Source organism: Streptomyces sp. Rer75, assembly GCF_013414305.1.
GTDB classification, from domain to species: Bacteria; Actinomycetota; Actinomycetes; order Streptomycetales; family Streptomycetaceae; genus Streptomyces; species Streptomyces himastatinicus.
Genome location: NZ_CP058693.1, coordinates 3,935,771 through 3,951,134 on the forward strand (window position 1 = coordinate 3,935,771; position 15,364 = coordinate 3,951,134).

At 69.1% G+C, this 15,364-nt stretch carries 10 protein-coding genes; 7 read left to right on the forward strand and 3 right to left on the reverse strand.

The annotated features are described in order from the left end of the window. Window positions 1-114 precede the first annotated feature (114 nt). The gene (locus HYQ63_RS16240) at window positions 115-3,012 is read right to left on the reverse strand and encodes a glycoside hydrolase family 48 protein (protein ID WP_179934488.1); all 2,898 of its coding nucleotides are present in this window, start codon (window positions 3,010-3,012) and stop codon (window positions 115-117) included. A gap of 295 nt (window positions 3,013-3,307) precedes the next feature. Here HYQ63_RS16240 and HYQ63_RS16245 point away from each other — a divergent pair, with 295 nt between their 5' ends. Both HYQ63_RS16245 and HYQ63_RS16250 read left to right on the forward strand, forming a co-directional pair. Then, window positions 3,308-4,792, forward strand: a complete 1,485-nt coding sequence (locus tag HYQ63_RS16245; protein WP_179934489.1) for a cellulose binding domain-containing protein — start codon at window positions 3,308-3,310, stop codon at window positions 4,790-4,792. Then, a complete protein-coding gene (locus HYQ63_RS16250; protein WP_179934491.1) occupies window positions 4,789-6,207 on the forward strand; it encodes a glycoside hydrolase family 6 protein in 1,419 nt (472 codons plus the stop codon). The genes HYQ63_RS16245 and HYQ63_RS16250 overlap by 4 nt, the downstream gene beginning before the upstream one ends. 82 nt (window positions 6,208-6,289) lie before the next feature. Here the strand turns inward: HYQ63_RS16250 and HYQ63_RS16255 are convergent, their stop codons facing one another. Continuing rightward, on the reverse strand, window positions 6,290-7,336 hold the full coding sequence (locus HYQ63_RS16255) for a LacI family DNA-binding transcriptional regulator (RefSeq protein WP_179934493.1): 1,047 nt from the start codon (window positions 7,334-7,336) through the stop codon (window positions 6,290-6,292). A gap of 276 nt (window positions 7,337-7,612) precedes the next feature. Between HYQ63_RS16255 and HYQ63_RS16260 the strand changes: the two genes are divergently transcribed. From HYQ63_RS16260 to HYQ63_RS16280, 5 genes are all read left to right on the forward strand, one after another. Beyond that, window positions 7,613-8,950 carry an ABC transporter substrate-binding protein gene (locus HYQ63_RS16260; protein WP_179934495.1) on the forward strand — a complete coding sequence of 446 codons (1,338 nt, stop codon included), beginning with the start codon at window positions 7,613-7,615 and terminating at the stop codon, window positions 8,948-8,950. Between the two features lie 5 nt (window positions 8,951-8,955). Continuing rightward, on the forward strand, window positions 8,956-9,972 hold the full coding sequence (locus HYQ63_RS16265; protein ID WP_179934497.1) for a carbohydrate ABC transporter permease: 1,017 nt from the start codon (window positions 8,956-8,958) through the stop codon (window positions 9,970-9,972). A gap of 18 nt (window positions 9,973-9,990) precedes the next feature. Then, a complete protein-coding gene (locus HYQ63_RS16270) occupies window positions 9,991-10,896 on the forward strand; it encodes a carbohydrate ABC transporter permease (protein ID WP_179934499.1) in 906 nt (301 codons plus the stop codon). A 103-nt stretch (window positions 10,897-10,999) separates the two neighbouring features. After that, a complete protein-coding gene (locus HYQ63_RS16275; RefSeq protein WP_179934501.1) occupies window positions 11,000-12,424 on the forward strand; it encodes a GH1 family beta-glucosidase in 1,425 nt (474 codons plus the stop codon). 138 nt (window positions 12,425-12,562) lie between these two features. Beyond that, window positions 12,563-14,161 carry a ubiquinol-cytochrome c reductase cytochrome b subunit gene (locus tag HYQ63_RS16280; RefSeq protein WP_179934502.1) on the forward strand — a complete coding sequence of 533 codons (1,599 nt, stop codon included), beginning with the start codon at window positions 12,563-12,565 and terminating at the stop codon, window positions 14,159-14,161. A 17-nt stretch (window positions 14,162-14,178) separates the two neighbouring features. Here the strand turns inward: HYQ63_RS16280 and HYQ63_RS16285 are convergent, their stop codons facing one another. Then, window positions 14,179-15,357 carry a chitinase gene (locus HYQ63_RS16285; protein WP_179934504.1) on the reverse strand — a complete coding sequence of 393 codons (1,179 nt, stop codon included), beginning with the start codon at window positions 15,355-15,357 and terminating at the stop codon, window positions 14,179-14,181. Window positions 15,358-15,364: the final 7 nt, after the last annotated feature.

Consider the following 15,364-nt stretch of genomic DNA (forward strand, 5'->3'; position numbering starts at 1 on the left):
CGGATGCCCCAGATGGGCGAATCCGCGGCGCCTCGAAACGGCAGCGGAGAGGCGGGGCCCCCGACCCTGAGGGCCCCGCCGGTCCGGTGCGGGGGCAAGCCCCCGCGCGGTCCGCTATTCGAAGAGTTCCGCGTACGAGCCCATCGCCAGGGCGATGTCCGCCTGGGCCCAGAAGCGGTGGTACGTGAAGCTCGGCACCGCGCCGCCCTTCAGGTACGCCTCGACCTTGGACCAGGCCGGGTCGTTCTTGTAGAAGGAGCGGATCGACAGGAAGGTCGAGCTGGAGTCGATCTTGTCGCCGTTGGGCATGGTGCCGGTCCAGCCGCTGGGGACGTAGACCGGGTCGTCGAAGCGGTTGTAGTCGGCGCGGGACTCGGGGACCGCGATGCCCAGCGCGTCCTGGTGGTGGTTCCACATGCCGTCGAGGAGCGCCTTGGCGGTGTTCTTGGCGGCGGTGTGGCCCGCCTTGGCGGCGTAGTAGGACAGCGTCTTGGCGTACGCGGCGGCCACGCCCACGTCATTGGTGTAGTCGGTGACGGTGACGTGCAGGCCCGTGTTGGCGCCGGGGCTGGACGCGTTCCAGGTGTCGGGCTGGCCGGACCACTGGAGGTTGGACGGGAACTGGTAGGTGCCGTCGGGGTTGATGGTGGTCTTGGACAGCGCCCAGGTGACCCACTTGTCGAGGACGGCCTTGGCCGAAGCATCACCGGTGCGGTTGTAGTACTCGGCGACGCGCTCCATGGACCACGCCTGGAAGCCGAACCACTGGTTGGACGGCGGGTCGTGGTAGACCGGCTTCTCGTCGTAGTACATGCCGTAGAACGTGGATTTCCCGGCGGGCGGGGTGGCGTAGCGGCCCTGCCAGCTGTTGGTGGCGCCGCCCGCGATGGCGCCCTCGCTGGACTGGAGCCACCGGTAGAACTCGATCTGCCGCTTGAGACTGGTGGACCAGTCGCTCGCGCCGGTGGCGGACTTGGGCTTGAGGTCGGCGTACGCGCTGAGCGCCCAGGCCGCCATGGGGTTCTGGTAGCCGCCGTGGGCGTGGGAGGAGCCGATGCGCCAGGCCCAGCCCGCGGAGGTGTCGGTGGCGCCGCCCCAGGCGTAGTACCAGGAGAGCAGATAGCTGGAGCTGTTCTTGCCGCTGCCCGCCGGGCAGGTGGTCTCGCCGACGCAGTTGCCGACCTTCTTGAAGTACTTGTCGTACATCGCGTAGCGCAGGTAGTCGCCCATCTTGGCGGCCTTGGCGATGTTCGCGGAGATCTGGCTGCCCTTGCCCTGCGCCTTGGCCCACTCCGAGGCCCAGTAGGCGGCCTGGACGACGCGGGCGTCGGCGTCGGGGGCGTTGGTGAACTTCCACTGCTTGGAGTAGGACGCGTCGCCGGTGAACAGGTCCAGATAGCCGTTCTTGCCGCCGTACTTGAAGCCGTCACAGGTCGGCTGGGTCACGGTCTCCCAGACGGACTCCTGCGGGCCGCGCTGGAAGGTGTTGACGTAGGACGGGCCGGTGTCGGACGGCCCCGCCTCGCACTTGCCGGGCGAGTTGCCGTAGCCGTACGCGTTGTCGACGTCCTGGATCCAGTGCATCCCGTAGACGTCGTCGGTGCCGTACGCGCTCTTCAGCTCGGCCGCGATGGGGTCCTGGCCCACCGGCACGTTGCCGTCGAGCTTCGACGGGTACTGCGAGGGCTGGTCCCACTCGGGCGCGTAGGTGGCGGGCTTGGAGGCGTTGTAGAAGCTGTTCGTGGGCTGGTCGGCGCGGGTGGGGATCATGTACTTCTCCATGATGTCCCACGCGGAGTTGAACTTGGTCCAGTCGCCGGTGACCTTGCCGTACATCGCCTGGAGCCAGATCAGATAGCTGTACGCCTCGGACGTCGTCTCATGGCCGTGGTCGGGGGCCTCGACGATCAGGGTCTCCACGGAGTGGTACGGGATGCCCTCGGGCGAGAAGTAGCCCGCCGAGGGGGCGGTGATCTTGTTGTACAGCTCCAGGAAGCGGGCGTCGTACGTCTTGGCGGCGGCCAGCTGGGTGACGGCGACCTCGGCCTTGGTGTGACCGGCGGCGGTCGCGGTGAAGGTCGCGGTGCCGGTGCCGGAGTTGGCCGCGGCAACCGTCACCTGCTGTGCGGTGTTCCAGTTGGTGGGGGTGAAGGTGAGGCTGCCGCCCGAGGAGACGGTCAGGCCCGTGGTGCCGGAGGTGCGGGCCACCGTGACCGTGACGTTGGCGGACGGCTTGGTGGACAGGCGGAGGCCGAAGGTGCCGGTCTTGCCCTGCTCGACCCCGAGCTGGGCGGGGCTCGCGACCAGCGCCGGACCGGCCGCGACATGGATGCCGACGGGGGTGGACTCGGCGGCGGCGCCCTGGCTGTCGTAGGCCTTGGCGTACAGCGAGAAGTCGCCCGCCGGGACATCGGTGTAGTCGAAGCTGTAGGGGGAGGTGGTGTCGGTGCCCAGGAGCTTGGTGTCGCTGTAGAACTCCACCTTGGTGACGGTCGCGCCGTCCGCGGCCGCGGCGGTGGCCGCCATCGGGACGGTGCCGCCCGCGCTGTAGACGGCCCCCGGCGAGGGACTGGTCAGGACGGTGATCGGCGGCTGGTGGGCGCCGCGGCAGGTGACGCCGTTGACGGCGAAGGCGGTGGGCGCGGCGTTGGTGCCGCTGTAGGTGAACTGGGCGCCGGTGGTGACGTTGCCACCGGCCGCGATGTTCGCGTTGTGGGCGGCGTTCTTGACCGTGACGGTCTTGCCGGACTGCGACCAGGTGCCGTTCCAGCCGTTGCCGAGCTTCTGGTTGCCCGCGTAGTCGTAGGTCAGGGTCCAGCCGTTGATGGCCTCGGTGCCGGGGTTGGAGATCGTGAGATCGGCGGTGAAGCCGGAGCCCCAGTCGTTGGTCTTGTAGTCGACGTTGCACTGCACGGCGCGGGCGTCGGCATGGGCGGGGGCGGCACCACCGGCGGCGGTCATGGCCACGGGCAGCGAGAGGGCTGCGGCCAGCGCGGTCACCAGCCGTCTCATCCGCCGACGCGCTCCTGACAAGGGTGAGCCTCGCTGTACGCGCATGGGGTCCTCCACGCGGGTTCGGAAATGAGGGGGGAGTGCGAACCAGTGGGAGCGCTCCCAAGCGTCCGTTCCATCTGAAGAAGTGTCAAGTCTTTGAACAGGATGGGCCGGTCGAACGTCTTCGACCGATAAATCTGTGAACGCCTCTGTTGACATGTACGCCACTGGCGCTACGGTCAGCTCAACCAGTGGGAGCGGTTCCAACAGTCAGCGCCGCACGGGACGGCGCGTGGACCCGAGGAGTCGCTCCATGCGCGCACCACCGCGCCTTTACGCCTTGGCGGCCGCCGCGTCGCTCACCTTGGCGGGCACCGCGGGCTCTGCCGCCGCGGCCGGCACCTCCGTCGCGCCCCGGGCGGCCGCGTCCTGCACCGTGGCGTACACCGCCGCCAGCCAGTGGGACAACGGCTTCCAGGGCAACGTCACGATCACCAACAACGGAGCCGCGCTCGACCGCTGGACCCTCACCTTCGACTTCTCCGCCGGACAGAAGGTGACCCAGGGCTGGAACGCCACCTGGTCGCAGTCCGGGACGACGGTGACCGCGGTCAACGCCTCCTGGAACGGGAAGATCGCGACGGGCGGCAGTGTCAGCGCCGGGTTCACCGCCTCCTGGTCCGGGTCCAACCCCGTCCCCTCCGCGTATCGGCTCAACGGGGTGGCGTGCGATGGCGGCTCCGGCCCGACGGACCCCACCGACCCCCCGCCGGGTCAGGGCGGCACCCCGCCGAAGCTGCGCGTCTCGGGCAACGCGTTCGTGGACGAGATCGGGGCCACCCGGCGGCTGCTGGGCGTCAACCGCTCGGGCGGCGAGTTCATGTGCGTCCAGGGGCGGGGCATCTTCGACGGACCGGTGGACGACGCCTCCGTCAAGGCCATCGCCGGATGGAAGGCGAACGCGGTCCGCGTGCCCCTCAACGAGGAGTGCTGGCTCGGTCTTTCGCACATCAACTCCGCCTACCGCGGCGCCAACTACATCAACGCGGTCAAGGAGTTCGTGGCCCGGCTGGAGGCCAACGGCCTCACACCGATCCTCGAACTCCACTGGAGCCACGGAAAATACACCGGCGGCGACAATCACTGCCCGGACACCGAGTACGCCACCTGCCAGAAGCCGATGCCGAACGCCCAGTACACCCCGGCGTTCTGGTCCTCGGTCGCGCAGACCTTCAAGGGCGACCAGGCCGTGGTCTTCGACCTGTTCAACGAGCCGTTCCCGGACCGCGCCACCTCGGACCTGGCGGCGGCGTGGAAGTGCTGGCGGGACGGCGGCAGCTGCCCCGGCATCGACTACCAGGTCGCCGGGATGCAGAGCCTGGTCACCGCGATACGGGCCACCGGCGCCCAGAACGTGATCCTGCTCGGCGGCCTCGCCTACTCCAACGACATGCGCCAGTGGCTGACGTACAAGCCGAGCGATCCGGCGGGCAACCTCGCCGCGGCCTGGCACACGTACAACTTCAACACCTGCTCCAGCGAGAGCTGCTTCAACGAACAGCTGGCCCCGGTGATCGCCCAAGTGCCGTTCGTGGCGGGCGAAATCGGCGAGAACACCTGCTCGCACGGCTATATCGACCGCGTCATGGCCTGGCTGGACGCCAAGCGCGCCTCGTACCTCGGCTGGACCTGGAACACCTGGGACTGCTCCTCCGGCCCCTCCCTCATCAGCGATTTCAACGGCACACCGACCGCCTTCGGCATCGGACTCCGCGATCACCTGAAAGGACTGTCATGAGCCGCATCACCTCACCTCCCCCACCCTCCCGCAAGCCAGGCACCCGTACCCGCGCGGCCGCGCTGGCGGGCGGCGCGCTGCTGGCCGCCACCGCCCTGACCGTCGGCTCCCTCGCGGGCACCGCCTCGGCGCAGGCCGACGGGGCCGCCAAGGCCGCCGCGAAGGTCGACAACCCGTACGCGGGCGCCAAGGCGTACGTGAACCCCGAGTGGTCCGCCAATGCCGCCGCCGAACCCGGCGGCTCCAAGGTCTCCAACCAGCCCACCGGCATCTGGCTGGACCGGATCGCCGCGATCAACGGAGCGGGCGGCAAGATGGGGCTGCGCGCCCACCTGGACCGTGCCCTGTCGCAGTCGGGCGGCTCGCCGACCGTGGTCCAGCTCGTCATCTACGACCTGCCCGGCCGCGACTGCTCCGCGCTCGCATCCAACGGCGAGCTCGGCCCGACCGAGATCGACAAGTACAAGACGCAGTTCATCGACCCGATCGCGTCGATCCTGGGTGAGTCGAAGTACGCCAACTCCAACCTGCGGATCGTCACCACGGTCGAGATCGACTCCCTGCCCAACCTGGTCACCAACACCGGTGGCAGCGCGACGGCCACGCCGCAGTGCGACACCATGAAGGCCAACGGCAACTATGTGAAGGGCGTCGGCTACGCGCTCAACAAGCTGGGCGCCATCGGCAACGTCTACAACTACGTGGACGCCGGCCACCACGGCTGGATCGGCTGGGACAGCAACTTCAACCCCACCGCCCAGATCATCAAGCAGGCCGCGACCGCCGAGGGCAGCACGGTCGACAAGGTGAGCGGCATCATCGTCAACACCGCCAACTACAGCGCCCTGAAGGAAAACAACTTCACCATCAATGACAACGTCAACGGGACGACGGTCCGCCAGTCCAAGTGGGTGGACTGGAACCGCTACGTCGACGAGCTGTCCTTCGCCCAGGGCTTCCGCCAGGAGCTGGTGAACGTCGGCTTCCCGTCGAACATCGGCGCGCTCATCGACACCTCCCGCAACGGCTGGGGCGGCGCCGCCCGCCCGTCCGGCCCGGGCGCCACGACCAGCGTCGACACGTACGTCAACGGCGGCCGCTACGACCGCCGCATCCACATCGGCAACTGGTGCAACCAGTCCGGAGCCGGGCTCGGTGAGCGGCCCAAGGCATCGCCCGCCGCCGGGATCGACGCGTACGTGTGGATGAAGCCGCCGGGCGAGTCCGACGGCGCCAGCTCCCAGATCCCCAACGACGAGGGCAAGGGCTTCGACCGGATGTGCGACCCGACGTACACGGGCAACGCGCGCAACGGCTACAACATGTCGGGCTCGCTCCCGAACGCCCCGCTGTCGGGCCACTGGTTCTCGGCCCAGTTCCAGCAGCTGCTGAGGAACGCCTACCCGGCGCTGTAACAGTCCGTCCCCCGGCGGGGCCGGTGGACCGCACCCGGCGGTCCACCGGCCCTTTCGTGTTCGGGACGACTCGCGTTCACGCTCAGGACGACTCGCGCCGTACCAGCTGGGTCGGCAGCACCACCTGCGGACGCTTGGAGGGGCGTTCCGAGGGCCCTTCGATCTCCTCCAGCAGCACCCGCACCATCGCCCGGCCCATCTCCTCGGTCGCCTGCCGGACGCTGGTGAGCGGCGGGTCCATGTGGCGTGCGACGGCGGAGTCCTCGAAGCCGACCATCGCGACATCCTCCGGGACCCGCCGCCCGGACTCGCGCAGCACCTGGCGGGCGCCCGCGGCCATCACGTCCGAGGCCGCGAAGACCGCGTCGAGGTGGGGCCGTTGCTCCAGCAGCTGCCGCATCGCGCGGCGGCCGCCCTCCTCGGTGAAGTCGGCGGACGCCACCAGCTCCGGTTCCGGCTCCCGGCCCGCCGCCCGGACCGCGGCGCGGTAGCCGTCCAGGCGGCACTGGGCGACGTACATGTCCAGCGGTCCGGTGATGGTGGCGACGGTGGTGCGGCCGCGCCCGATGAGGTGCTCCACGGCGGACTGCGCACCGCCGGTGTTGTCCGAGTCGACGTACGGCACCGACTCGTGCGCCGAGCGGCGCCCGCTGAGCACCGCGGGCATCTCCAGGCGCTCCAGCAGGTCCGGAAGCGGGTCGTCCGCGTGGACGGACACCAGCAGCACGCCGTCGACCCGGTGTGCGGACAGGTACTCGGCGAAGCGCTGCCGCTCCTTGGGCGTGCGGATGAGGGTCAGCAGCAGCTGGAGATCGGTGTCGGCCAGCTCGGCGCCGACGCCGCGGATGATGTCCGAGAAGTACGGCTCGGCGAAGAGCCGGGTTTCGGGCTCGGGTATGACGAGCGCGACCGCGTCGGCCCGGTTGGCGGCCAGCGCGCGGGCCACCCGGTTCGGCACGTAGCCGAGTTCGGCGACGGCCTGCTCGACGGCCGTACGGGTGTGGTCGCTGACCCTCGGCGAGCCGTTGATCACCCGGGAGACGGTGCCGCGGCCGACGCCGGCGCGGGCCGCGACCTCCTCGAGGGTGGGCCTGCCGCGCCCCGCACCATGCCGCCGGGTTCCTGCCATCTCGCGCCTCCAGCCTCCGTACCCAGCAGATCCACCCCATCTGGGCGGCTGCGGTGGACATTCAACAGCAGTGTGGTTTCCGGAAGTTGTTCCGCTCTGTCCCTTGACACCCCAGCGGGGAGCCGCAACCCTTCAACACATCAACCTGGGAGCGCTCCCACAGTACCTGAGTCATACACAACCCGCACACTGCCCGCCCGTGCCGATGCATCTCAAAGTCCCATGGATTCCCCCTTTTTGGCCGGGAGCGGTACGTCAGGGCGCTAGGAGGACGGAATGCGCAGGACCACTGGTACGTACCGCAGCAGAGCGGTGGCCCTCGCGGCCATCGCCGCGTTAGGGGCCGGACTGCTCAGCGGCTGCGCCGACGACGGCGACAGCGACACCAACAAGTCCGGCAGCGGCGGCGGGGGCGGCAGCAGCAAGACGAAGATCATCATGGGCCTCTTCGGCACCATGGGCTTCAAGGAGGCCGGGCTCTACGACGAGTACATGAAGCTCCACCCGGAGATCAAGATCGAGCAGACGGTCATCGAGCGCAACGAGAACTACTACCCGCAGCTGCTCAACCACCTGAGCACGGGCAGCGGTCTCGCCGATGTCCAGGGCATCGAAGTCGCCAACATCGCCGAGGTCGTCCAGACCCAGGCGGACAAGTTCGTTGATCTTTCGAAGACAGAAGGCGTCAAGAAAGAGAACTGGCTTGACTGGAAATGGCAGCAGGGCATCACGAAGGACGGCAAGGCGGTCGGTCTCGCCACCGACATCGGCCCGATGGCGATCTGCTACCGCAAGGACCTGTTCCAGAAGGCCGGGCTGCCCACCGACCGTGAGAAGGTAGCCCAGCTCTGGGCCGGGGACTGGAACAAGTACCTGGACGCGGGCAAGGAGTACATGAAGAAGGCCCCCAAGGGCACGGCCTTCGTCGACTCGGCGGGCGGCGTCTTCAACGCGGTGGTCGCGGGCAACGCGGAGCGCTACTACAACAAGAGCGGCAAGATCATCTACAAGGACAGCCCGGCCGTGAAGGACGCCTGGAAGATCGCGACCAGCGCGGCCACCGGGAAGATGACCGCCAAGCTCCAGCAGTTCCAGAAGAGCTGGGACCAGGGCTACGCCAACGGGCAGTTCGCCACCGTCTCCTGCCCGCCGTGGATGCTCGGCTACATCCAGTCGAAGGCCGGGGACAAGGCGAAGGACCAGTGGGACGTCGCCGCGGCGCCCAAGCCCGGCAACTGGGGCGGCACCTTCCTCGGCGTACCGCAGGCGGGCAAGAACAAGGAAGAGGCGACCAAGCTCGTCGCCTGGCTGACCGCACCCGAACAGCAGGCCAAGCTGTTCAAGGAGCGCGGAAGCTGGCCGAGCGCCCAGGCGTCGTACTCCCTGCCCGACGTGAAGGACGCCAAGCACCCCTACTTCGCGGACGCGCCCATCGGCTCCATCTTCACCGCGGCCGCCAAGGGCATCCCGGTCCAGGTGCTGGGCGCGAAGGACCAGATCATCAACCAGAACCTCGTGGACATCGGCCTCCTCCAGGTCGACCAGCAGGGCAAGTCCCCTGACGCGGGCTGGAAGGCCGCGACCAAGACGATCGACAACGCGCTGGACCAGTGACCGGGATGTCCACCTCCTCCGGTACTGCCGCGCCCCCCGCAGGGCAGGGGGGCGCGGCCCCGCGCCGCGCCACCCCGGTGGCGCCCCTCGACCCCAGGGAGCAGCGGCGGCGCACCTGGCGCTCCCGCCGCCACCACTGGGACGTGAAGTGGAGCCCGTACGCCTTCGTCGCCCCGTTCTTCGTCTTCTTCGCCGCCTTCGGGCTCTTCCCGCTGGTGTACACGGGCTGGTCCGCGCTGCACCGCGTGGAGCTGACCGACCCCACCCACATGGAGTGGGTCGGGATGCGGAACTTCTCCCGGCTGTGGGAGGACGAGTTCTTCTGGAACGCGCTCCAGAACACGTTCACCATCGGCCTGATCTCCACCGTGCCGCAGCTGCTGATGGCCCTCGGGCTGGCGCATCTGCTCAACTACAAGCTGCGCGGCTCGATGTTCTTCCGGGTGGCCATCCTCACCCCGTACGCCACCTCGGTGGCCGCCGCGACGCTGGTGTTCGTGCTGCTCTTCGGGCGCGACTACGGAATGATCAACTGGGCGCTCGACTCGATCGGCATGGACAAGATCGACTGGCAGAACGGCACCTGGACCTCGCAGTTCGCCGTCTCCACGATCGTCATCTGGCGCTGGACCGGCTACAACGCGCTGATCTACCTGGCCGCCATGCAGGCCGTGCCGCACGATCTGTACGAGTCGGCGTCGCTCGACGGGGCCTCCCGCTGGCAGCAGTTCATCCATGTCACGATCCCCTCGCTGCGCCCCACCATCCTGTTCACCGTCGTGGTGTCCACGATCGGGGCGACCCAGCTCTTCGGCGAGCCCCTGCTGTTCAACGGCAGCGCGGGTGCGACCGGCGGGGGCGACCACCAGTTCCAGACGCTGGGCCTGTACCTGTACGAGCAGGGCTGGGTGAACCAGCACCTCGGCCGGGCCTCGGCCATCGCCTGGGCCATGTTCCTGATCCTGCTGCTGATCGCCGCGGCCAACTGGCTGTTCCAGCGACGGCTGCGGAAGAGCCAGTGAGGGAGACGAGGGACCACCATGACCGCCACCGTGTCTTCCCGGCCGGCGTCCGCACCGCCCGCACCGCCCCCGGCAGGGCGGAAGGGCCGTAACCGCGCGGGCAGGCAGCTGCACGGCGGGAAGATCACCTACGCCGTGCTGATCCTGTTCACCATCGGCTCGCTCTTCCCGCTGGTGTGGACCGCCATCGCCGCCTCCCGCACCAACACCCGGCTCGCCGAGACCCCGCCGCCGTTCTGGTTCGGCGGGAACCTGTTCCACAACCTCGATGTGGCGTGGAACGACGCCAACATGGGCGAGGCGCTGCTGAACACGGCCGTGGTGGCCGGGACCATCTCGGCCGGAACCGTGCTGTTCTCGACCATCGCCGGGTTCGCCTTCGCCAAGCTGCGCTTCCGCTTCAAGAACCTGCTGCTGATGCTCACCATCGGGACGATGATGGTGCCGCCCCAGCTCAGCGTGGTGCCGCTGTACATGGTGGTCGCCGAGCTGGAGTGGACCGACCAGCTCCAGGCCGTCATCCTGCCGACGCTGGTGACCGCCTTCGGGGTGTTCTTCATGCGGCAGTACCTCAGCCAGGCGCTGCCGACGGAGCTGATCGAGGCGGCCCGGGTGGACGGCGCCAGCAGTCTGCGCATCATCTGGCACGTGGTCTTCCCGGCGGCCCGCCCGGCCATGGCCGTGCTGGGGATGCTCACCTTCGTCCAGGCGTGGAACGACTTCTTCTGGCCGATCATCGCGCTCACCCAGACCGGCAACCCCACCGTCCAGGTCGCGCTGAACGGACTGGGCCGCGGCTATGTCCCCGACCAGTCGGTGATCATGGCGGGGGCGCTGCTCGGCACCCTGCCGCTGCTGATCGCGTTCGTGCTCTTCGGCAAGCAGATCGTGGGAGGCATCATGCAGGGCGCGGTCAAGGGCTGAGACCCCCGCCCGCGCCGCCCGCGCCGCCCGCACGGCCCCCACCGCCCTCGCCTCCCTCTCCCCCGTCCCTCCCCACACCATGACCTCGAATGGGAGCGCTTCCATGACCCTTTCCTTCCCGCCCGGATTCCTGTGGGGCGCGGCTGCCGCGGCCTATCAGATCGAGGGCGCCGCGCAGGAGGACGGCCGCACCCCGTCCATCTGGGACACCTTCAGCCACACCCCCGGCAAGGTGCTCGGCGGCGACACCGGCGATGTCGCGGTCGACCACTACCACCGCTTCCGCGAGGACATCCGGCTCATGGCCGACCTCAACCTGGCGGCATACCGCTTCTCCGTCTCCTGGTCACGCGTCCAGCCCACCGGCCGCGGGCCCGCCGTACAGCGCGGGCTGGACTTCTACCGCGGCCTGGTGGACGAGCTGCTGTCCGCCGGGATCCAGCCGGTGCTGACCCTCTACCACTGGGACCTCCCCCAGGAGCTGGAGAACACCGGCGGCTGGCCGGAACGCGAGACGGCCGAGCGGTTCGCCGAGTACGCCGGGATCGTCGCGGAGGCGCTGGGTGACCGCGTCGAGTACTGGACCACCCTCAACGAGCCGTGGTGCAGCGCCTTCCTCGGCTACGGCTCCGGGGTGCACGCCCCGGGGCGCACCGAGCGGCTCGCCCCGCTGCGCGCCGCCCACCACCTCAACCTGGCCCATGGCCTCGGCGCGCAGGCACTGCGGGCCGCCCTCCCGGCCCGCGCCCAGATCGCCATCAGCCTCAACCCGGCCGTGATCCGCCCGCTCACCCAGGACCCGGCCGACCTGGACGCTCAGCGCCGTATCGACGCGCTGGCCAACCGGGTGTTCAGCGGGCCGCTGCTGCGCGGCGCGTATCCGAGCGACCTCATCGAGGACACGGCGGCTATCACCGACTGGTCCTTCGTCCGCGATGGCGACCTGGCCGTCATCAAACACCCCCTCGACGCGCTCGGCATCAACTACTACACGCCCTCATTGGTATCAGCCGCCACCGACGACGGGGCCCGGCCCGCCCGGCACGACGGCCACGGCGCCAGCGCCCACTCTCCCTGGCCGGGCTCCGAGCGGGTCGCGTTCCACCAGACGCCGGGCGACCGCACCGAGATGGGCTGGACCGTCGACCCGACCGGACTGCACGAGCTGCTGATGCGCTACACCCGTGAGGCGCCGGGCGTGCCGCTCTACATCACCGAGAACGGCGCCGCGTACGACGACAAGCCGGACGCGGACGGCCAGGTCCACGACCCGGAGCGGATCGAGTACCTGCACGCCCACCTGGCCACCGCCCACCGGGCCATCGCGGACGGCGCCGATCTGCGCGGCTACTTCCTGTGGTCGCTGATGGACAACTTCGAATGGGCGTACGGGTACAGCAAGCGCTTCGGCGCGGTCTACGTGGACTACCCCACCCAGGCCCGCGTCCCCAAGTCCAGCGCGCGCTGGTACGCGGAGGTCGCCCGCACCGGAGAGCTGCCGGACGCCCAGCCGCTTCGGTCGCGATAAAGGGTCGCGATAAAGACCGCGGCTCCGCCCAGCCTGGGGGGTGGGCGGAGCCGCTCCCTCCCCCGAATGGATTACGGCGTGGGCCACACGCCCGGCCGACAGGGCGGACGGCGGACGGTGCTGGTAAATGCATGAGATATGAGCAAACCAAAGGGCGAGGCACTTGCCGGGTGGTTCGACGGGCGGGTCGGCCTCTTCAAGATGGGCAAGGCCAATCTGCGGAAGGTCTTCCCCGACCACTGGTCCTTCCTGATCGGCGAGATCGCCCTGTACACGTTCGTCATCATCATTCTGACGGGCGTCTATCTCACCTTGTTCTTCGAGCCCGCGATGAGCGAGGTGGTCTACCACGGCAGCTACGAGCCGCTCAACGGCATCCGCATGTCCCAGGCGTTCGAGACCACGATGGACATCAGCTTCGACGTGCGCGGCGGCCTGCTCATGCGGCAGATCCACCACTGGGCGGCCGTGCTCTTCATCGCGAGCATGATCGCCCATATGATGCGCACGTTCTTCAACGGCGTCTTCCGCAAACCGCGCGAAATCAACTGGCTCTCCGGCGCCGGACTGCTGATTCTCGGCATGTTCGACGGTTTCATGGGCTATTCGCTCCCCGATGACCTGCTTTCCGGCACCGGGCTGCGCTTCATGGAGGGCGCGATCCTGTCCGTTCCGATCGTCGGCACGTATCTGTCATTCTTCTTCTTCGGCGGAGAGTTCCCCGGGACGATCGTCATCTCCCGGCTCTTCACCCTCCACGTCCTGCTCATCCCCGGTATCATGCTCGGCCTGCTGGCCCTCCATATGATTCTGCTCGTCTATCACAAGCACACCCATGAGCCCGGGCCCGGCAAGAAGAACATGAATATCGTGGGTCCCCCGCTGTGGCCGGTCTATGTCGCCAAATCCGGCGGGTTCTTCTTCCTGGTCTTCGGCATCACCACCCTGATGGCGGGCATCGCCCAGATCAATCCGATCTGGATGTACGGCCCCTACCGGCCCGACCAGGTCTCCACCGACGCCCAGCCCGACTGGTACATGGGCTACTCCGAGGGGCTGATCCGGCTGATGCCGGGCTGGGAGATCAACCTCTGGGGCCACACCCTGGTCCTCGGCGTGTTCATCCCCCTGGTGGTCTTCCCGATGGTGCTGCTCGCCATCTGGCTCTATCCGTTCCTCGAAGCGTGGATCACCGGCGACAAGCGCGAACACCATCTCAACCAGCGCCCGCGCAACGCCCCCACCCGCACCGCCTTCGGCGCCGCCTGGATCTCCCTGTACACGGTCCTGCTGATCGGCGGCGGCAACGACCTCTTCGCGACCCACTTCCATCTGTCGATCAACGCGATCACCTGGGCCGGCCGGATCGGCTTCTTCCTGGTGCCGCTCGTGGTGTTCGCCATCACCAGACGGGTCTGTCTCGGGTTGCAGCGGCGCGACCGGGACAAGGTGCTGCACGGCCGCGAGACCGGCATCATCCAGCGGCTGCCGCACGGCGAGTACATCGAGGTGCACGAGCCGCTGCCGCCGGGCGAGCGGTACACGCTGACGGCCTACGAGCAGTACGAGCCCCTGGAGCTGCCACCGGCCGTGGACGGGGCCGGGGTCGAACGGAAGCCGACCCGCAAGGAGCGGCTGCGGGCGCGGCTGTCCCAGTTCTACTTCGGCGACGGCGGCCAGATCGCCAAGCCGACGGCCGAGGAGTACCGGGAGCACCAGGAGACCCCCCATCACTAGGGGGCCCTTCCGGTGGGTCAGCCCCGGTAGCCGCCCAGCGCCTTGGTGAACGCGAGCGCGCCCTGCTCGACCGAGCTACAGATGGCCGACGCCGTGGCCTGGGTGCCGCCCGCGCACTGCTTGTCGCGGGTCGCGGACCACATCGACAGCTTGCCCAGCCCCTTGGTCCGGGCGAACCGCACCAGCTCCGTGGCGTCGTCGACGGTGAATATCTCGTTCTTGACGTCGTTGACGCCGATCATCGGGGTGACGGCGACGGTCTTCCACGCCGCCGCGTCGCCCAGCCCGAGGGCGCGCTTGAGCTGCTTCTGGGTCGCGGTGGCCGCGTCGATCGCGTACCGGCCCATGTCGCCGTCGAAGGAGCTGCCGTAGTCCATGGCCATGATGTTGACGGCGGAGACCTTCACCCCGTTCTTCCTGGCGTCGGCGACCAGTTCGGCACCGTCGCGGGTGAGGCCGGTGGGCATCACGGGCAGGGTGAACGAGACGTCCAGGCCGGGGTTCTGCTTCTGGAGCGCGGCGATGGCCTGCGCCCGGCGGGTGCTGGCCGCGGCGTTCTCCAGCGCCTTGCCCTCGATGTCGAAGTCGACCTTGGTGAGCTTGAACCGGTCCACGACCTGGCTGTACGCCGCGGTCAGCTTGTCCACCGAGGAGCAGGCCAGCGCCAGTTCGGACCCGGCCTGGCCGCCGAAGGACACCCGTATGTCGCCGCCCTCCGCGCGCAGCGCCTGCGTCTGCCGCGCCACCTTGTCGGCGCCGAGCCCGGTCCTGCCGCCCCACTTGGGGGTGCAGCCGCCGCCGGGGGAGACGAAGCCGAGGGTGAACTCCTTGACGCCGGTCTTCTTCGCGGTGCCCACCATGTCGTAGGGGGCGTGGAGCGAGGTGTCGATGTACGGGGCGAAGCGCGCGTTCGCGGCCTCCCCCGCCCCGTTCCCCGGTTTCTTCCCCGGCGTCTTCTCCGGTTCCGTCCCCGGCGTCGTGCCCGGTGTCGTCCCCGGCGCGGTGCCCGGGCCGGTCCCCGGTCCCGTGCCCGTGCCCGCACCCAAGTCCGGTGCCGTTCCCGCCGTGCCCCCGCCGTCGTCCGTCGCGCTGCTCAGCGCGAACGCCGCCCCGCCCGCCACGAGGACGGCGGCGGTGGCTCCCATCGCCAGCGTGCTCCGGCTCATGGTGCGGCGGCGGTACCTGCGGCTCGTCACGTGTGCC